The organism is Pengzhenrongella frigida (assembly GCF_004168625.1).
Taxonomy (GTDB): Bacteria; Actinomycetota; Actinomycetes; order Actinomycetales; family Cellulomonadaceae; genus Pengzhenrongella; species Pengzhenrongella frigida.
This window is the reverse complement of sequence record NZ_SDWW01000003.1, coordinates 80,434-99,698: the sequence shown is the minus strand read 5'-3', so window position 1 is coordinate 99,698 and position 19,265 is coordinate 80,434. Positions and strand designations below refer to the sequence as shown.

Sequence of the window (19,265 nt, the reverse complement as noted above, 5' to 3'; positions counted from 1 at the left end):
GAGCGAGGGTAGGCGCCCGGGCGTGCCGCGCGAACCCTGACAGTCAGGCGAGCGCGAGGTGCCAGGTCCCGGCGAGGACCCCGGCGGCGGTCGCGACCGTGACGATCACGATCCCCCCGGCCACCACCACGGCGTCCGACCACCGCAGCCGGCTCTGCCGGGCCCAGGTCCGCGGACCGGCGAGCCCGAACCCGCGGGCCTCCATCGCCATCGACAGGCGGGTCCCGCGCCGGATCACCAGCACCAGCAGGGCCAGCACCTGCCCGACGGCGGTCCGGGCCCGTCCGAGCGCACCGTCGTCACCCAGGCCGCGAGCGCGACGGGCCACGCCGAGCGACTCCCACTCGCTGCCGATCAACGCGAACAGCCGCATCGCCGCGAGCGCGGCGAGCACGAACCGGTGCGGGAGCCGAGCGACCTGCGCGAGCGCGTCGGCCAGGTCGGTCGGGTCGGTCGTCGCGAGCAGCACCACCCCGGGCAGGCCGACGGACAAGATCCGCAGCGTGATCGCGCACCCGGCGAGCAGCGACCCCTCCGTGATGGTCACCGGCCCGACGGCGACCAGCACCGCGCCCGAGTCGAGCCCGAGCCAGGTGGTCACCAGGCCCGCCGGGATCGCCCCGGCGAGCACGACCCAGCCGCGCCGGAGCAGGCCGCGCAGACTCAGCCCGCACCACGGCAGGACCGCGAGCTCGAGCAGCAGGGCCGTACCGGCCGTGACGACGTCCACGGTGAGCAGCAGCATCACCGAGATGAGCAGGGCGACCGCGAGCTTGGCGACGGGGTTGGCCCGGGCGACCGGCGCATCGCGGACGTCGTCGCCGGCGCCGAGCTGCAGGACGCTCACCGGGTCACCGCCGGTGCGGACGGCGCGCCGACCGGCTGCACGGTGCCGCCCGCGACGCGCAGCTCGCGGGCGCGGCCCTCGGCGACGAACACGTCGACCAGCTCGCGGTCATGCGTCGCGCAGACCAGGGCGGTGCCGGCGTCGAGCAGCTCGCGGAGCAGGTCGACGAGCTCGGCCCAGGTGCGGGAGTCCTGCCCGAAGGTGGGCTCGTCGAGGACCAGCAGCGTCGGCCGGGTCACCAGGGCGGTGGCGACGGACAGCCGTCGCTGCTCGCCGCCCGAGAGGGTGAACGGGTTCGCCTGCGCGAGCCGATCGAGCCGGAGCCGCACGAGCACCGCCGTCGTCCGGGCGGCCGTGTCGGCGGGATCCATCCCGGCGCGATTCGGCCCGACGGCGAGCTCGGCCTCGACCGTCGCGGCGACGAACTGGTGCTGCGGCTCCTGGAACACCATCCCGATCCGGGTCACGAGCTCCCGGGCCCGCCACGTCACGGGATGCGGTCCGGCGCCGCCCGCCAGCATCGCTTCCGCGACGACCTCGCCGGCCGCGGGGGCGGTGAGCCCGGCCAGGGCGAGGGCGAGGGTGGACTTGCCGGCGCCGTTCGGGCCGGTGAGGAACAGGGCCTGACCCGCGCGCACCTCGAGGTCGACGTCGGACAGCACCGGCGGCCGGCGGCCGCGTCGCACGGCCAGGCCGCGGGCGTGCAGCAGGACCGCGCCCTCGACCGGGGCCGTGGCCGTGGCCGTGGCCGTGGCCGGGGCCGGGACGCGGCGAACGGGCGCCGCGGGCCGGAACCGCGGCGGCACCCACACGCCGTGCCGGAACAGCTCGGGCCCCTGGTCGGCCAGCACCTCGAGCACGGGACCGTCGGCGAGGACCCCACCGCCGGGCTCGAGCACCACGATCCGCGTCACCAGGCCGAGCCACTGCTCCACCCGGTGCTCGACGACGATCAGGGTCGCGGCGGCGGCGGTGGCCTGGCGGGTGAGCACCCGCTCCACCGACCGGACCAGCATCCGGGCCCCGTCGGGATCGATCATCGCGGTGGGCTCGTCGAGCATCAGCAGCCCGGGTCGCATCGCGACCACCCCGGCGAGCGCGAGCCGTTGGCGTTCCCCGCCGGACAGTGTCGCGGTCGAGTGCGCGCGGTCGTACGGGAACCCGACCGCCCGCAGCGCCGCATCGACGCGCGGCCAGATCAGCTCGGCGGGCAGGGCATGGTTCTCCAGCCCGAACGCGACGTCGTCCCCGCAGCGGGCCAGGACGGTCTGCGCATCGGGGTCCTGCAGCAGCAGCCCGGTGCGCGACTCCCCCGGACCGGTGCCGGCGAGGCGGGCCAGGCGGGCGTCGAGACCGTCGAGGCACAGCTGGCCGACCGACTCGCCGGCGCCGGCGTCGAGCAGGCCCGCGGCCGCGGCGAGCAAGGTCGACTTCCCCGCGCCGCTCGGCCCGAGCAGCAGCACGCGCTCGCCCGGGGCGATGTCCAGGTCGACCCCGCGCAGCGCCCACGCCTTGCGGCCGGAATGCCGCCACCCCCACCCCCGGGCGGTCAGCCGCACGCCGGGGGCGGCCAGAACGGCCGTCCCCGGCGACGGCACCGGCGAGCTCCCGGTCATGCGTCCGACGACCGTCAGACCCGCCGCGCGTCGCGACCGGAGGCCAGCGAGGCCAGCGCCCCCGTCCGCGCGAGCGCCTTGGTCAGCGCCCACGAGCCGATCCCCGCGATGACCACGCCGCTGACGATGGTCGCGGCGATGTACGCCACCTTGAACGTCGGGGAGAACTCGGGGTAGTACAGGAACGTGTCGAGGAGCCCGACGACGACCCCGGCGCCCGCGCCACCGCCGATCGCCGCCCCGAGCCCGAACCGGCGGTACAGCAGGATCGCGAACACGACCTCCGGGCCGAGGCCCTCGAGCAGGCCGTACCAGACCGTCGCGAAGCCCCACTGGTTCCCCACCAGGGCGGACACGACGGCGGCGACGAGCTCGGTGTACACGGCCGCCCCGGGCTTGCGGATGATGAGCGCGCCCAGCACGCCGGGCACCAGCCAGACGCCGACGCCGAGGCCCGACGCCGGCGGGAACGCGGCCAGCGGCGCCTTGAGCACCTCCCAGGACAGGTTCCACAGCACGAACAGGAACCCGCCCGCGACCCCGAGCACGGACGCGGTCACGATGTCCACGACCCGCCACGGCTCACGCGTGGTGGCGGTCCACCCGGCCAGCCACAGACCGGCGAGGCCGAGCAGGATCGCCACCGGGATCGTCAGGTCGGCGAGCGGGGCCCCGAACACCTGGGGCTCCGCCGGCAGCCCGACGGCCCAGACCGCCGCCGCGAGCACGAGTCCGCCCACGGCCGGAGCGAGCACACGGGGCGTGAGCTGCCCCCACCCGCCATCGTCGCCGGACGGCGCGTGCGTCGGGCTGGGTACCGTCGCCGGTGGTCCGGCCTGCTGAGCAGGCGGGGCGGGCGACATCTCTTCGGATCTAGCCATGACTTTCCTCCCGTTGTCACACGGGGAGGGCTGCGACGTGTGCACCGCCGGGTCGACGGCGAGATCGCCGACGACGACGTCAGTGCCCCGGCTCGCGGCCGAGATACCCGACTCCCTACGCCGGTGCAAACCGGATCAGGTTCGAGGGTCTGCGGTTGCCCGCACTCTCAGCGCCTGGTGGCGCTCCCCTGTCGTTACCCCGTCGAGATTACACCGCCGGCGGCCCCGGGTGCACGCGCGTCGGCCGCACGGTCACCCCGCGCCCGCGCCCCGCTCGCCGGCCGGGGCCCGCTCGCTAGCGTGGGTGGCGTGACACCGGGACTGAGCTCCGGCGAGGCGGCGGACCGGCTGGCGGCCGACGGGCCGAACCGGCTGCCCGCACCGGCCCCGCCCCACCCCCTGCGCGAGCTCGCACGCCAGATGGTGCACTTCTTCGCCGTGATGCTCTGGGTGGCCGCCGCCCTGGCCTGGATCGCCCAGATGCCCGAGCTGGCCGCCGCCATCGTCGTCGTGGTCGTCCTCAACGGGTCGTTCTCGTTCGCGCAGGAGTACCGGGCCGACCGGGCCGCCGAGCGGCTGCGCGACCTGCTGCCGGTGCGCGCCACCGTCCGTCGCGACGGCCACGCCCAGGTCGTGGACGCGGCGCGCCTCGTCGTCGGCGACGTCGTGATCCTCGAGGCCGGCGACCGCGTCTCGGCCGATCTCCGGCTCGCCCACGGGCCCGGGCTGCAGGTCGACGAGTCGACCCTCACGGGCGAGAGCGCCGCACGGTCCACGGCGACCGGCGACCGGCTCCACGCCGGGACGTACATCGTCGAGGGGCACGGTGAGGCGGTCGTGGAGGCGACCGGCGCGCGCACCCGCCTCGCCGAGATCGCCGCGGCCACCCGCGGTGCGGTCCGACCCCGCAGCCCGCTCGCCACCCAGCTGCACACCGTCGTGCGACTCATCGCCCTGATCGCCGTCGTGATCGGGTTCGGGCTCTTCGCCGCCTCCGTCGTGCTGGGCCGCACCCTGAACGAGAGCTTCCTCTTCGCGATCGGCGCGACGGTCGCCCTCGTGCCCGAGGGGCTGCTGCCCACCGTCACGTTGTCGCTGTCCCGGGCCGCGCAGCGCATGTCCGCTCAGCACGCGCTCGTGCGACGCCTCGAAGCGGTGGAGACGCTCGGGTCGACGACGTTCATCTGCACGGACAAGACCGGCACGCTGACCCGCAACCAGATGTCCGTGGTGACGGCCTGGACGCCCGCCGGCACGGTGAATGTCCACGGGCTCGGCTACGAGCCGACCGCGACGCTGACCGGGCCGCCCGCGGCGCTCCGGGCGCTGGCCGCGTCCGCCGACTGCGCCGCGCGGTGCTCGCCCGACGCCCATGCCGTCGCGCGCCGCGACGGCTGGGAGCCGGTGGGCGACCCGATGGACGTGGCCCTGCACGTCCTGGCGTCGCGAGCGGGGGTCACGCACGCGCCCATCCCCGGCCACCGCCGCCCGTTCGACCCGCGGCGGCGCCGCTCGTCGGTCCTGGACGCGGACGGGCTGCACGTGGTGGGCGCACCGGACTCGGTCCTGGCGCTGTGCCACGAGGTCCCGGCCGCCGCGCGCGACGCGGTGACGCAGCTGGCGACCGGGGGCCTGCGGGTGCTCGCGGTCGCCGGACGACCCCCCTCGGACAGCCGTCTGCGCACCGACGACGGTTCCCCCGACGACGAGCACGACCTGGACCTGCTGGCCGTGCTCGGGCTCGAGGACCCCCCGCGGGACGACGTCGCGGCCGCCATCGCCTCGTGCCGCACCGCCGGCATCCGGATCGCCATGGTGACCGGCGACCACCCGATCACCGCGGTGACGATCGCGCGCGAGGTCGGTCTCGTGCGCGGCGAGGCGCTGGTCGTGGAGGGGACCGACCTGCCCACCGACGACGCGGCGCTCGGCGCGCTGCTCGACCGCGACGACGTGGTCGTCGCCCGGGTCACCCCGGAGGGAAAGCTCCGGATCGCGCACGCCCTCCAGTCCCGGGGCCACGTCGTGGCCATGACGGGCGACGGCGTCAACGACGGCCCTGCCCTCCGTGCGGCGGACATCGGCATCGCCATGGGCGCGTCCGGCACCGACGTGGCCCGCGAGGCCGCGGACCTGGTGCTGCTCGACGACCACTTCGGCACCATCGTGGCCGCGGTCGAGCTCGGGCGGGCGACGTTCGCCAACATCCGCCGGTTCCTCACCTACCACCTGACCGACAACGTCGCCGAGCTCACCCCGTTCGCGCTCTGGGCGATCTCGGGCGGCTCGGTGCCGCTCGCGCTGACCGTGCTGCAGGTGCTCGCCCTCGACATCGGCACCGACCTGCTGCCGGCGCTGGCGCTCGGGGCGGAGCGCCCGGGCCGGCGGACCATGTCCGGGCCGGCGCGGCTCGGGGTCCTGATGGATGCCCGGGTGGTGCGCCGCGCGTTCGGCGTGCTGGGGCCAGCGGAGGCGCTGACGTCGATGGCGGGTTTCGTGCTCGTGCTGTCGCACGGCGGCTGGAGCTTCGGGGACACCCCCGAGCCGGAGCTGCTGGCCTTGGCATCGGGGACGGCGTTCGCCGCGATCGTGCTCGGTCAGCTCGCCAACGCGTTCGCGTGCCGCAGCGAGAGCCGCTGGGTCGGGGCGACCGGGTTCACGGGGAACCCGCTGCTGCTGGTCGCCGTCGCGGTCGAGCTCGTCATGCTGCTCGTGTTCCTCGGTGTCCCGCCCCTGGCTGACCTGCTGGGGGGCGCGATGCCGGACGGCGCGGGGTGGGCCCTCGCGAGCCTCGCGATCCCGGCGGTCTGGGCCGCCGACACGACCGCCAAGGCGCTGGGCCCCCTCCGCCGGCGCCGCCGCACCCGGTGAGACGCCCCGCCGGGACGACGCAGCAGGGTCGACCCCGCACGGTCAGCCCTGCAGGCGCCCGTACTGCTGCGCGAGGCGCCGGACCGACTCGGCCAGCTCGGCGGACTCCGCGGTGGGCGGCATCCGCCAGGACCAGTTCCCGACGAAGGTCGACGGGTCGTTCATCCGGGCGCGGTCGTCCAGCACGAGCAGGTCCTGGATCGGCAGGATCGCCACGTCCGCGCGGGAGCCCATGGCCGCCTCGATCAGCGACCACACCACGCGACCGACGTCGGAGCCCGGGTCGACCTGGTAGTACCGGGCGACCTCGACGCGCTGCTCCGGCGGCATGGCGGCCCACCAGCCGGCCACCGTGTCGTTGTCGTGCGTGCCCGTGTAGACGATGCACGACGTCGGGAAGGCGTGCGGCTGGTGCGGGTTGTCGGGCGTGCCGTCGAAGCCGAACTGCAGGATGCGCATGCCGAACAGGCCGTTGTCGTCGCGGAGCGCGTGCACGTCGTCGTCGAGCGTGCCGAGGTCCTCGGCGACGAACGGCAGGCTCGGGAACTCCTCGCGCAGGCGATCGAGGAACGCCTGCCCGGGACCCTGGACCCAGCGCCCGCCCCGGGCGTCGGCGGCACCGGCCGGCACCTCCCAGTAGGCCGCGAGCGCACGGAAGTGGTCGATCCGCACGATGTCGGTCAGCTCGATGCAGCGCCGGAGCCGGTCGACCCACCAGGTGAAGCCGTCCTCGGCCATCTCGGCCCACCGGTACAGCGGGTTGCCCCACAGCTGCCCGGTCTCGCTGAAGTAGTCCGGCGGCACGCCGGACTGCGCGGTCAGGCCGCCCTCGGCGTCGAGCTGGAACTGCTCGGAGTGCAGCCAGACGTCGGCCGAGTCGTGGTTGACATAGATCGGCAGGTCACCGAGCACCCGGATGCCCTGGGCGTTCGCGTAGGCCTTGAGCTCGGACCACTGCCGGTCGGCGAAGTAGAACAGCACCTCCCACTCGGCGATCCGCGCGGCGAGCGTGCGCGCCGAGGCCGCGACGGCGCCCGGTTCCCGCGTGCGCAGCGCGGCGGGCCACTGCCACCACGGCGCGTCGTCGTACTGGGCCTTGAGGGCGAAGAAGTGCGCGGTGTCGGTGAGCCAGGCCTGCTCGGCCCGGAACTGCCGGAACGCGGGCCACCAGGCGTGGGCCGGGTCGGCGAGGAACGCATCGGCGGCCGCGAGCAGCTGCGGGCGCTTGGTCCGCGGCAGGTCGGCGAACGGGACGTGGGCGTCGATGACCTCGGCGTGGAGCTGGGGATCGGGCAGCAGGCCGGCGTCGCGCAGGAGCGCCAGGTCCACCAGCCACGGGTTTCCCGCGAACGTCGAGTAGCTGAAGTACGGGGAGTCGTACTGGCCGTTGAGGGTCAGCGGGAGGATCTGCCAGATCGAGGCCCCTGTGCTGGCGAGCCAGTCGACGAACTCGTACGCCTGGGCGCCGAGCGTCCCGATGTCGTCCTGGCCGGGCAGGCTCGACGGGTGCAGCAGGATGCCGAACTGGCGGCCGGCGAAGGGTGGGCTCACGGTCATGGCCACATCCTGTCAGGGATGCCACCCCGATCGGAGCGACGCGGGACGAAAGGCCTGGTCGCGCCGCGAATTGCGGATCGTCAGAACGAGCGCGGATCCGGCCGAACCGGCGAAAGCACGCGGGCCGGCGTCCGACCCGCTCAAGAACGAAGCGCTCCCGGGCCCGGCGCACAGGACCAAATGCCTAGGTAACACCTTTCACCCGCTGGTTCCCTGGAAGCACCTCGATCGACGAGCGGCCACCGGGAACCGCCCAGCAACGAAACACCAGTCACAACGATGTGACGCAACTCAGCGCGGAGACTGCACCATGTTCGAACAGATCATCGATCCGATCGCGGGATCGCTCGTGTTGTCGGCCATCTGCGCCGCCCTCCCCCTCGTCCTGCTCTTCGTGCTGCTCGGCGCGTTCCGCGTCAAGGCACCGCAGGCCGCGCTCGCCAGCCTGCTGCTGTCCATCGTGCTCGCCGTCGTCGGCTGGAAGATGCCGGTCGGCCAGGCGCTCAGCGCGACCGCGGAGGGCCTGGTCTACGGGCTCTTCCCGATCCTGTGGATCCTGGTGAACGCGCTGTGGGTCTACCGGCTGACGGTCGCCACCCCCTGGTTCGCCGTCCTCGGGCAGACCATCCGGTCGATCACGAGCGACCATCGGATCCTCGCGATCCTGATCGCATTCGGGTTCGGCGCCCTGCTGGAGTCCCTGGCCGGGTTCGGCGCCCCGGTGGCGATCGCCGCCGCGATGCTCATCGCCGCCGGCATGACGCCGCTGAAGTCCGCGATCGTCGCGCTGATCGCCAACACGGCGCCCGTCGCCTTCGGGGCCATGGCCGCGCCGGTCATCGCCCTGAGCGGCGTCACCGGCCTCCCCGTGGACGACATCGCCACGATGGCCGGGCGTCAGGGCCTGGTCGCGCTGGTCGTGCCGCTGGTGCTCGTGTTCGTCGTCGACGGCCGCCGCGGGCTGAAGCAGACCTGGCCGGTGGCCGTGATGGCGGGCATCGTCTTCGCGATGACGCAGTTCGTGGTCTCCAACTACTTCGCCATCGAGCTGACCGACGTGATCGCCGCGATCGTCACGGTGGGCGCGGTCCTGCTCATGCTGCGCGTGTGGCAGCCGACCCAGACCATCACCTCGTCCGCCGACGACGACGCCGCGCGCACCCCGGCGCTCGAACCGGTCGGGGCCGCACGCACCGATCGCTTCTCCGCGAAGACCTCCGTCACCGAAGCCGTCGCGCGCGCCGCGACCTCGGGCAACCACCACCACACCGGTGACTCGCCTGCGGACGCCACCCGGCCGAGCACGCGGCACATCCTCATGGCCACCGCGCCGTACCTGATCATCATCGCGGTGTTCTCGGTGGCCCAGATCCCGGCCGTCAAGGCCTGGCTCACCGAGGTCGGGAGCGTCACGTTCCGCTGGCCCGGCCTGGACGTCACCTCGGCCGACGGCGAACCGGTGGCGGCCCAGCTGTTCAAGCTCGACCACCTCAAGGCGACCGGGACCCTGCTGCTGTTCTCGGGCCTGGCCACGATGGCGCTGTACAAGGTCAGCGCCCGCAAGGGCTGGGCGATCTACCGGGAGGGCGTCTACCAGCTGCGGTGGACGATCGTCACCGTGAGCACCGTGCTGGCCCTGTCCTTCGTGATGAGCCTGTCGGGGCAGACCACGACGATGGGCGTCGCCCTCGCCTCCGCCGGCGGGTTCTTCGCCGTGCTCTCCCCCGTGATCGGCTGGGTCGGGGTCGCTCTGACCGGGTCGGACACCTCGTCGAACTCGTTGTTCGGCCAGCTCCAGGTCACCGCCGCCACCCAGACCGGCCTCTCGCCGGTGCTGATGGCCGTGTCCAACTCGTCGGCCGGCGCGCTCGGCAAGATGGTCTCGGTCCAGAACCTCGCCGTCGCGGCCGCCGCCGCTGGCCTCGAAGGCGGGGAGGGCACACTGTTCCGCAAGCTGCTCGGCTGGAGCCTGGGGCTGCTCGTCCTGATGGCCGGCCTCGTCCTGCTGCAGTCGACCCCGGTGCTCGGTTGGATGGTGCCGTGATGGCCGGCCACGCAGCGACCACCCCGACCGACGCCCGTCGCCACGCCGCCACCCCGCGCTCCCCGATCACCCCCACCGGACAGGACGGCCCCATGCTCAGCGCGCTGAACACCCCCCTGAGCACGGCGCTGCGCACCGCAGTGGCAGATCCGACCCAGGTCAGGACCCGCGCCCTCGACCTCCACGCCGGCGCGCACGACGCCTCGCACTTCCTGCTGATCCCGCAGGCCGTCGTGGTCGCCGCCGACGCCGACGAGGTGGGCCGGCTGCTGCGCGCCAGCGCCGCCCAGGGCGTCCCGCTCACCTTCCGCTCCGGCGGGACCAGCCTCAGCGGCCAGGCGCTCACCGACGGCGTCCTGGTGGACGTGCGGCGCAACTTCAAGGGCATCGAGGTGCTCGCCGGCGGCGCCCGCGTGCGGGTCCAGCCCGGCGTCACCGTGCGCGCGCTGAACGCACGGCTCGCCCCCTACGGCCGCAAGTTCGGCCCGGACCCCGCCAGCGAGCGCGCCTGCACGATCGGCGGCGTGGTGGCGAACAACTCGTCCGGCATGGCCTGCGGCACGGTGGACAACACCTACCGGACGATCGACTCCCTCACCGTCGTGCTGCCCAGCGGCACGGTGGTCGACACCGGGGCGCCCGACGCCGACGAGCACCTGCGGACCCGAGAGCCGGCCCTGCACGAGGGTCTCGTCCGGCTCTCGCGCCGGGTCAAGGGCAACGCCGCGTCGGTGGCGACGATCCAGCACCAGTTCTCGATGAAGAACACGATGGGGTACGGGGTCAACTCGCTCCTCGACTTCGACAAGCCGTCCGACATCCTCGCCCACCTGATCGTGGGCAGCGAGGGCACGCTCGGCTTCGTCGCCGAGGCCGTCTTCCGCACGGTGCCGAAGCTCAACCACGTCACCACCGGGCTGCTGGTCTTCGACGACCTCGAGGCCGCCAACGCGGCCCTGCCGGCGCTCGTCGAGACCGGCGCGGCCACCCTGGAGCTGATGGACGCGCTGTCGCTGAAGGTGGGCCAGGCGCTGCCCGGCACGCCCCAGTTGATCCTCGACCTGGCCGTGCGCGAGCACGCCGCGCTCCTGGTCGAGTACCACGCCGACAGCGCCGAGGGCCTCCTCGAGCAGCAGCGGGTGGGCGCGACGCTCGTCGGCTCCCTGCCGCTGAGCGCGCCGGCCGCCTTCAGCGCCGACGCCGCCGCACGCGCCCAGCTGTGGCACCTGCGCAAGGGTCTCTACGCCGCGGTCGCGGGCGCCCGCCGCCCGGGCACCACCGCGCTGCTCGAAGACGTCGTCGTGCCCGTGCCCGCGCTCGGCCGCACCTGCATCGAGCTGATCAAGCTGTTCGACAGGTACAGCTACCGCAACAGCGTGATCTTCGGCCACGCCAAGGACGGCAACATCCACTTCATGCTCACCGACGGCTTCCAGGCCAAGGCCGAGCTGGACCGCTACAGCGCGTTCACCGAGGACATGGTCGACGTCGTCCTCGGTGAGGGCGGTTCGCTCAAGGCCGAGCACGGGACCGGCCGCGTGATGGCCCCGTACGTGCGCCGCCAGTACGGCGACGAGCTCTACGAGGTCATGCGCGAGGTCAAGCGGCTGTTCGATCCGGCCGGGATGCTCAACCCCGGCGTGCTGATGGACGACGACCCGAAGGCGCACCTGCGGCACATCAAGTCCGCCCCGCCGGTGGCCGAGGAGGTCGACCGCTGCGTCTCGTGCGGGTACTGCGAGCCCGTCTGCCCGAGCAAGAACCTCACCCTCACCCCGCGCCAGCGGATCGTCACGCTGCGCGCCATCGAGCAGGCCACCCTCGACGGCAACTCGGCGCTCGCCGCCGAGCTCGAGCACGACTGGGCGTACGCCGCCGTCGACACGTGTGCCGTCGACAGCCTGTGCCAGCTCGCGTGCCCGGTGGACATCAACACCGCGACGCTGGTCAAGCGGTTACGCAAGGCCAACGCCGGCCCGGTCCTCAACGGGGTCTGGGGCACCGCGGCCAAGAACTGGTCCGTCGTCACCCAGGGTGCGAGCCTCGCGCTCGATGTGGTCCGCAAGGTCCCGATCGGCGTCGTGCTGGTGCCGGACAAGCTGGCGCGGGCCGTGCTCGGCAAGGACGTCGTGCCGTTGTACTCGGCGGAGATCCCCGGCGGCGGCAGCGCGCGCAAGCGCCCGGCCCCGACCACCGAGCCGGCGGCCGTCTACTTCCCGGCCTGCGTCGGGACGATGTTCGGCCCGGCCGTGGACACCTCCCCGGGCATCCAGAAGAGCTTCGAGCAGCTGTGCGAGCGCGCAGGCGTCACGGTGCTGGTTCCCGAGGGGATCGACGGCCTGTGCTGCGGCACGCCGTGGTCGTCGAAGGGGCTCGAGGCCGGTGAGGCCACCATGCACCGCAAGACGCTGGCGGCCCTGCGGCTGGCCACCCGGGACGGCGAGCTCCCCATCGTGTGCGACGCGTCGTCGTGCACCGAGGGCCTGCGGCACACGGTCGAGTCCGACCCGAGCGACAAGCCGATGACCATCGTCGACTCCGTCGAGTTCGCGATCTCGCATCTCCTGCCGCTGCTGCCCGACTACACGAAGCTCGAGTCCATCGAGTCCATCGTGGTGCACCCGACCTGCTCGTCCACCCGGATGGGCATGAACGAGGACCTCAAGACGGTGGCCGGCGGGGTGGCCGAGCGCGTGGAGGTCCCCGAGAACTGGGGCTGCTGCGCGTTCGCCGGGGACCGCGGGATGCTGCACCCGGAGCTGACCGAGTCCGCGACGGCCGCGGAGGCGGCCGACGTCGCCGCCCTCGACGTGACGGCGCACGCGTCCTGCAACCGCACGTGCGAGCTCGGCATGACCCGGGCGACCGGGGAGCCCTACCGGCACGTGCTCGAGCTCCTGGAGGAGGTCACCCGACCGTAGCCGGGCGCCGCTACGCGCCGGTGACATTGCGCCGCTGCGCGACGGTGACGTTGCGCCGCTACGCGCCGGTGACGTTGCGCCGCTACGCGCCGGTGACGTTGCGCCGCTACGCGCCGGTGACCGTCAGTGCGATCAGGCCGACGTTCAGCAGGGCGACGATCAGCACGATCGCGGTCATCGCCCAGCGCATCACCGGCCTGTTCGCGTTGGCGCCCATCAGCGTCCGATCGCTCGTCAGCCGCAGCAGCGGCACGAGGGCGAACGGGATGCCGAAGCTCAGCACGACCTGGCTGATGACCAGCGCCCAGGTCGGGTCGATCCCGGCCCCGAGGACGAGGAGCGCCGGGATCATCGTGATCAGTCTCCGCAGCAGCAACGGGATCTGGCGGTGGACGAGCCCCTGCATGATGGTCGCGCCGGCGTAGCAGCCGACCGAGGTGGAGGCCAGCCCCGACGCCAGCAGCCCGATCGCGAACACCAGCCCGATGCCCGGGCCGAGCGCGGACACGACCGCGGCGTGGGCACCGGTGACGGTGTCCGTGCCGGCCGCGCCCTGCAGGCTCGTCGCCGCGAGCAGGAGCATCGCCAGGTTCACGACGCCGGCAAGGCCGAGCGCGCCGATGACGTCCCACCGGGTCGCGCGCAGCAGGAGCCGCCGCTCGCCCGGGACGACGCCGCTGTGCCGGTCCCGCGCCAGCGCGGAGTGCACGTAGATCGCGTGCGGCATCACGGTCGCTCCGAGCATGCTCGTGGCGAGCAGCACGCTGTCGGCGCCGTCGAACCGCGGCACGAGCCCACCCACCACGTCCCCGGCGGCGGGCGGGTTGACCACGACGCCGGCGACGAACCCGACCGCGATGATCACCAGCAGTCCGATCACGACGGACTCGAACGGTCGCTGCCCGTACCGGCTCTGCACCGCGAGCAGCCCCATGGAGACCGTCCCGACGATCACCCCGCCGACCAGCAAGGGGGTACCGAACAGCAGGTAGAGCGCGATCGCCCCACCGATCACCTCGGCGAGGTCGGTGGCCGCCGCCACGACCTCGGCCTGCGCCCAGAACGCCAGCCGCGCCGGCCGGCGCAGCCGTTCACCCACGAGCTCCGGCAGGGTGCGCCCGGTGACCAGCCCCAGCTTCGCCGACTGGTACTGCACCAGGACGGCCATCAGGTTGGCCATGACCAGGACCCAGACGAGCAAGAACCCGTACCGCGCGCCGGCGGTGATGTTGGCGGCGACGTTGCCCGGATCCACATAGGCGATCGCCGCGACGAAGGCGGGTCCGAGCAGGGGCAGGACGCGCCGCCTGCGCGCGACCTCGGGGCGCGTGACCGTGGTCATCGGCACCTCCTGCGCTCGATGGAAGTTCGGATACCCGAACTTCTCGGCACCAGTATCTCCCCCCTCTCCCCCGCCGCGGACAGCACCCTGCCCAAGGTCACCCCTGCTGGATGACGACCCGTCACCACCCGTCAACGAGGCTCAGACCCACCGCGACCCGACCCGACCAAGGTCCGGCGCACCCGGATCGGGACGGCACGCGGCCTCAGCGAAGCGGGGTTGAGCCATGGCGATGACGACGTACGAGGTGTGGGTGTCCGGCGTGATCCCGGAGCAGGATCTTCGCGACCTCGGTGCGGTGACCCTGGCCACCGAGCGCGCCAGCACCGTCCTCTACGGGGACATCGCGGACCAGGCCGCCCTGTTCGGTCTGCTCGCGCGACTGCGCGCCCTGGGGCTCGAGGTCATCGAGGTGCGCCAGGTGCCCGCCCCGGAACCCCCTCCCGGCGAGCCCGCCACGAGCACGGGGCGGCACACGTGACCCACGACCCCCGCCCGCCGGGCCGGATCCGCTACCAGGTGAAGGTCGCCGGGCTGCTCAGCCCGATGCTGCGCAGCACGTTCGCCGACCTCGGCGCGATCCGGACCGCGACCGTCACGGTGCTCCGCCTGCGTCTGTCACCCGGGCAGGGCCCCGCGGACATCGCTGCGATGCTGGAGCGCAAGGGCCTCGTGCTGGTGGGAGCGCAACCGGTTCGGGCCCCGCTCGCCGGTCCGGTCGATGCCTGAGGCCGCCGCCGAGGAGTCGATCGCGCACCAGCTCTCGGCATTCCTGTGGCGCACGACCCTCATGCTCATGCTGCTCACCGCCTCCTATTTCGTGCTTCCGGCCGGCGGCCCGTTCGACGACCCGGAGTCAGCCGCGCGGGCCGGCTGCGTCCTGCTGGCCCTCGCCGGGATCGCCGTCGTGCTGCGCGTCCAGCGCAGGGCCCGACGCGCCGGGCCGTCGGTCTGGACCCGCGCTGAGACGCTGCTCACCGCGCTGTACGTGCTCATCCTCGTGTTCGCCGTGACGTACGACCGGATCGCGTCGAGCTCCCCGGACCAGTTCAGCGGCATGGAGAACCGCACGGACGCGCTCTACTTCACCGTGACCACGGTCGCCACGGTCGGCTACGGGGACATCCACGCCGTGAGCTCGCCGGCACGCCTGCTCGTCACCGCTCAGATGCTCCTCAACCTGATCTACGTCGGAACGGCGCTCCGGGTGCTCAGCAACCTGCGGGGCTTCGGCCAGGCGCCGGCTCCGCACGACGGTGGTACCCGTCCATGACCTCGTCCTCGGCGCCCGGATCGTCCGCGCGGGGTGACGCGCCGGAATGCCGCGCCCCGCGATCCTCGACCTGCGGCGCATCGCACCGCACCGGAGCTCCGAGACCCAGGGATGGCGGCCATGGCCGATGCAGAGATTGGTCCGATCGACTACATCGTGGTCGAGTTCCCCGGAAGCCGGATGACCGGCGAAGGCCTTCCGATGCTCGTCGATCTGGTGGATCGAGGAGTCATCCGCATCCTCGATCTCGTGTTCGTCAAGAAGGAGCTGGACGGGACCCTCAGCGGTCTGGAGCTCGCCGACCTCGACCGGGATGGCAGCCTCGACCTGGCGGTCTTCGAGGGGGTCTCCTCCGGCTTGATCGGTCCGGACGACGTCGAGGAGGCGGGCACGGTCCTGGAGCCCGGCAGCTCGGCCGGGATCCTGGTCTACGAGAACTGTTGGGCTGCCCCCTTCGCCGCAGCGCTGCGCCGCGGCGGGGCCCAGCTGGTCGCAAGCGGGCGCATCCCGGTCCAGGCGATCCTCGCCTCCCTGGACGACGTCGACCAGCTCACCTGACGCCAGGCTCCCCGGACCGCCCGCACGAACCGTGAAGGCACGACCCTAGAGAAGGCACGACCGTAGAAAGGACGCATGCCATGCCTGGACTCCTTCGAGGTGTCGCTCGGACCGCCGCGATCGCGGGAACCGCCACCGCCGTGTCCAATCGGGTCTCGCGCCGCCAGGCCGGGCGCTGGGCGAAGCAGGACGAGGAGCAGCAGCCCGAGCCGGAACCCGCCCCGCAGCCCGTCGCCGCCGCGCCGGACACCTCGACGCCGGATACCTCGATGGACCAGAAGCTCGCGCAGCTCAAGGAGCTCGGGGAGCTCAAGTCCCAGGGCATCCTCAGTGAGGCGGAGTTCGACACCCAGAAGAGCCGCATCCTCGAGTCGTGACCGTGCGCCGTCACCTCGTGTCCTGGTGACCTCGAGGTGGCGGTCAGCGCGCGATCTTCGAATGAACGGCCCGGTCAAGGGGTTTCGGGCGATCTGACTGGGTCGGGTGATCTGGCGGGGTGCCGCCCGCGTGGCCGGGCAGCAGCCCGAGCTCCCAGGCCCGGCGGATCGCCTCGTTGCGACGCGCGGCGCCGAGCTTGCGCAAGATGCTCCGCACATGGGTGCGCACGGTGTTCACCGAGACGAACATCGCGCTCGCGATCTCGTCGGTGCCGAGCAGGTCCGCGAGATGACCGAGCACCTCCTGCTCCTTGCGCGTGAGCGGCTCGATGAGGTCCACGACGCGCGCGGCGGCGCCCGAGGGGTCCGGCCTCGCGGTCTCGTCGCTGCGCGGCCCGATCCCCGGGGGGACGTCGAGCCACGGGTACTGCGCCGCCAGATGGCCAGTGGTGCGCAGCATGCGGCGCACGGCCGGCGAGGCTTCCTTGAACGGGCGGCGCAGGAGTTCCGGGGACGCCAGGCGGAGCGACCGCTCCAGGGCGGCCCGGGCCCGGCCCGGGTCGCCGAGACAGGCGGCGCGGGTCGCCTGGACGATCAGCGCCGTGACGCGGGTGTCGAGCGGTTTCGTCTCGTCCTGGGCGAGCGCGGCGAGTGCGACGGGGGCGCGCGCCGAGTCGACCTCACCCTGCGCGATCCGCGCCAGCTCCAGGATGACGGCCGGCTCGGGGAGCTCGGGCTCCGCGAGTTCCGCGATCGCGTCGACTGCCGCGTCCGGGTGCCCGTCCGCGACCAGGAGCGCGGCGTCGGCGGCGCCCAGCCAGGCAGCCAGCCAGGCCGGTGGTGCGGCACCCGAGGACGCGTCAGGCACTGCGAGGAGCGCGGCCCGGGCCCCTGCGAGATCGCCCGTCGCACGCAGGAGCCGTGCACGGACCAGGGCCAGAACCCCCACGAGGATCGGCTCGTCCGGCGAGACGGCAACCTCGACGTCCATCGCGTGGTCGCGGGTCGCATCGAGCGCGTACTCCTCCATCCGGATCCAGGCTCGGGCCGCGGCGGTGTTTCCCGCACCCGCGGTGCTGCCGGAGCGCCGCGCGATCGAGTCCGCCCGTTCCGCCAGCTCCGTGGCCTGCCGCAGCCGCCCGCTGAGCGCCGCAACCAGGGACCCGGCTCCGAGCGCGTCTGCCAGGAGGTCTTCGCGCCCCGCGGCATCGGCCGTGTCGACGGCGACGGCGAGCGAGGTCCGGGCGGAGCCCAGGTCCCCGCGCAGCAGAAGCAGCTCACCCCGGGAGCCGGCGAGCAGCGCGCCGATCGCCGAGCGCGCGGCGACCGTCGGGGGCACCACGGATCGCAGCAGGTGCTCGGCGGTATCGATCGCCTCGAGCCCGGCAGTCACGTCGGACGTCCGGTGGCCCAGGCGCGCCTCGATGAGCGCGACGGAGAGCCGGCAGGCGTACGCCGGGCGGGTGCGCGTCGCGTCGAGAGCGGCCCGGACCCGCACGAGAGACGCGCGACACCGGTCGACCTCTCCGGCGGTGATGGCCAGGGCGGCCCGGACCAGGTCGACCTCGGCACCCTCCGCGTCGTCGGGCAGGGCGGCGAACAGCGCAGCGACCGGTGCGTCCGTCGGCCCGGTGAGCAGCGCGTCGATCCCCAGGTCGTCGACGAGGTAGCGCGCCGCATCGCTCCACAACCCGGCGGCGGCGGCATGCCCGACCGCTTCGGGCCGCCGGTCGTTCCGGGCGAACCAGTCGGCAGCGAGCCCGTGCAGCCCGGGCACGAGGTCCGGCCGTTCGAACCGCAGCTGGGCGCGCAGGAACTCGCGGAACAACGGCTGATAGCGGTAGAAGCCATGGTGGCCGGACACGGGTTGGATGAACGAGTTCCCGTGCGCCATGAACTCGAGCGTGCGCCCGCCGGCCGGGTCCCCGGTCAGAGCCTCGAGCAGGCCGGGCTCGAGCTGGTCCACCACGCTGGTCCGGAGCAGAACGTCCCGCAGCGGTGACGGTTGCGCATCGAGCACCTCGCTGACGAGGTAGGCCGCCACGTCGCCGTCGTCGCCGGTGAACTCGCGGATCGCCAGGCCGGTGTCGGCCCGCCCGGCCAGGCTCATGGCGGCGAACTTCAGCCCGGCCGGCCAGCCATCGGTGCGGTCGACCAGGGCCTCCACCTCGGGCGCGGCGAGGTCCAGCCCCGATCGATGCAGCAGCTCACTCGTCTCGTCGAGGGTGAAGGCCAGGTCCGTGGCACGTATCTCGGTGACCGCACCCTCCAGCCGGTACCGGTGCAGCGGGAGGGTCGGGTCGGTCCGCGTCGCCAGCACGACCCGAAGGCGTCCGTCGCAGTGCCGGAGCAGGTACCCGAGATCACCGCCGAGCGTGCGGTCGACCAGGCAGTCACCGTCGTCGAGCACGAGCACGACCGGTTCCGTACGCGCCGCGATCCGCACCGCGAGCCGGTCGAGCAGGGGCCGCGCGACCGTGTCGGGGCGCTCCGGAGCACCTGCACCGGCAAGGTCCACCCCGGTGCGGGCCAGCCCTTCGATGACGTACGCCCAGAACACCCCCGGACGCTCGTCGCCGTCGTCCATCGTCATCCACAGCACCGGGCCGGGAACGGCCCGCGACGCGAGCCACGCCGCGAGCAGGACGGTCTTCCCGCTCCCGGCGGGCGCGCTCACCAAGGTCAGGAGGCCCTCGACGCCGGCACTCACGCCGTCGAGCAGGCGATCGCGGACCACCAGGTCGCGCGCGGGCGACGGGACCGCGAACCGGGTGCTCAGCAGCGGCCCCGCCGGGGTGCGTGCCGACACCGTCGTCGGGTCGGTCGTCTGGTGCATGTATCCCCCTGGGATCGCCCACCGTGCACGTTCTGCCCGTCTGCTCCCGATTTCTCAGGAGCTCCCCCTTCGTGGATAGCACAAGTCGGGGCAATCCACCCGGGGGGCCGCGGACGGGCGGGTGAACGACGTCGCCCGCCAC

Annotated in this window: 14 protein-coding genes and 1 riboswitch; of the genes, 8 read left to right on the top strand and 6 right to left on the bottom strand. The window is 73.4% G+C overall.

All coding sequences use genetic code 11. The features are described from left to right. Window positions 1-43 precede the first annotated feature (43 nt). The 3 genes from EUA98_RS01930 to EUA98_RS01920 are packed head-to-tail and all read right to left on the bottom strand — an operon-like array spanning window position 44 to window position 3,344. A complete protein-coding gene (locus EUA98_RS01930; RefSeq protein ID WP_242511207.1) occupies window positions 44-847 on the bottom strand; it encodes an energy-coupling factor transporter transmembrane component T family protein in 804 nt (267 codons plus the stop codon). Further along, complete coding sequence (locus EUA98_RS01925) at window positions 844-2,463, bottom strand: ABC transporter ATP-binding protein (protein ID WP_130100973.1); 1,620 nt, start codon at window positions 2,461-2,463, stop codon at window positions 844-846. Before EUA98_RS01925 ends, EUA98_RS01930 begins: the two co-directional genes overlap by 4 nt. Window positions 2,464-2,477: 14 nt before the next feature. Beyond that, a complete protein-coding gene (locus EUA98_RS01920) occupies window positions 2,478-3,344 on the bottom strand; it encodes an ECF transporter S component (protein WP_242511206.1) in 867 nt (288 codons plus the stop codon). Window positions 3,345-3,439: 95 nt separating this feature from the next. Then, window positions 3,440-3,544: riboswitch (TPP riboswitch) on the bottom strand. Between the two features lie 109 nt (window positions 3,545-3,653). Here EUA98_RS01920 and EUA98_RS01915 point away from each other — a divergent pair. Beyond that, the gene (locus EUA98_RS01915; RefSeq protein WP_207218929.1) at window positions 3,654-6,215 is read left to right on the top strand and encodes a cation-translocating P-type ATPase; all 2,562 of its coding nucleotides are present in this window, start codon (window positions 3,654-3,656) and stop codon (window positions 6,213-6,215) included. A gap of 42 nt (window positions 6,216-6,257) precedes the next feature. On the opposite strand, the gene malQ is transcribed toward EUA98_RS01915, so the two are convergent. Continuing rightward, window positions 6,258-7,772, bottom strand: coding sequence for a 4-alpha-glucanotransferase (gene malQ / locus EUA98_RS01910; protein WP_130100971.1), 1,515 nt, complete (start codon window positions 7,770-7,772; stop codon window positions 6,258-6,260). A 310-nt stretch (window positions 7,773-8,082) separates the two neighbouring features. On the opposite strand from malQ, the gene EUA98_RS01905 reads away from it, so the two are divergent. Both EUA98_RS01905 and EUA98_RS01900 read left to right on the top strand, forming a co-directional pair. Further along, window positions 8,083-9,816 (top strand): L-lactate permease, encoded by a 1,734-nt coding sequence (locus tag EUA98_RS01905; protein WP_130100970.1) that lies wholly within the window; start codon window positions 8,083-8,085, stop codon window positions 9,814-9,816. Window positions 9,817-9,908: 92 nt separating this feature from the next. Beyond that, the gene (locus tag EUA98_RS01900; protein WP_130101022.1) at window positions 9,909-12,737 is read left to right on the top strand and encodes an FAD-binding and (Fe-S)-binding domain-containing protein; all 2,829 of its coding nucleotides are present in this window, start codon (window positions 9,909-9,911) and stop codon (window positions 12,735-12,737) included. 106 nt (window positions 12,738-12,843) lie between these two features. On the opposite strand, the gene EUA98_RS01895 is transcribed toward EUA98_RS01900, so the two are convergent. Next, entirely contained in the window at window positions 12,844-14,079 is a 1,236-nt protein-coding gene (locus EUA98_RS01895; protein WP_130100969.1) for an Nramp family divalent metal transporter, read from the bottom strand. 226 nt (window positions 14,080-14,305) lie between these two features. Here EUA98_RS01895 and EUA98_RS01890 point away from each other — a divergent pair, with 226 nt between their 5' ends. The 5 genes from EUA98_RS01890 to EUA98_RS01870 all read left to right on the top strand — a co-directional run bounded on the left by EUA98_RS01890 (window position 14,306) and on the right by EUA98_RS01870 (window position 16,287). Continuing rightward, complete coding sequence (locus EUA98_RS01890; protein ID WP_130100968.1) at window positions 14,306-14,560, top strand: DUF8691 family protein; 255 nt, start codon at window positions 14,306-14,308, stop codon at window positions 14,558-14,560. Then, on the top strand, window positions 14,557-14,808 hold the full coding sequence (locus EUA98_RS01885; protein ID WP_130100967.1) for a hypothetical protein: 252 nt from the start codon (window positions 14,557-14,559) through the stop codon (window positions 14,806-14,808). The genes EUA98_RS01890 and EUA98_RS01885 overlap by 4 nt, the downstream gene beginning before the upstream one ends. After that, on the top strand, window positions 14,801-15,352 hold the full coding sequence (locus tag EUA98_RS01880; RefSeq protein WP_130100966.1) for a potassium channel family protein: 552 nt from the start codon (window positions 14,801-14,803) through the stop codon (window positions 15,350-15,352). The genes EUA98_RS01885 and EUA98_RS01880 overlap by 8 nt, the downstream gene beginning before the upstream one ends. A 120-nt stretch (window positions 15,353-15,472) precedes the next feature. Beyond that, window positions 15,473-15,910, top strand: coding sequence for a DUF6325 family protein (locus EUA98_RS01875; RefSeq protein WP_207218928.1), 438 nt, complete (start codon window positions 15,473-15,475; stop codon window positions 15,908-15,910). Window positions 15,911-15,990: 80 nt separating this feature from the next. Further along, entirely contained in the window at window positions 15,991-16,287 is a 297-nt protein-coding gene (locus EUA98_RS01870) for an SHOCT domain-containing protein (protein WP_130100965.1), read from the top strand. A gap of 43 nt (window positions 16,288-16,330) precedes the next feature. Here EUA98_RS01870 and EUA98_RS01865 read toward each other — a convergent pair whose 3' ends face one another. Beyond that, window positions 16,331-19,123, bottom strand: a complete 2,793-nt coding sequence (locus EUA98_RS01865) for a helix-turn-helix transcriptional regulator (RefSeq protein ID WP_130100964.1) — start codon at window positions 19,121-19,123, stop codon at window positions 16,331-16,333. Between the last annotated feature and the right edge of the window lie 142 nt (window positions 19,124-19,265).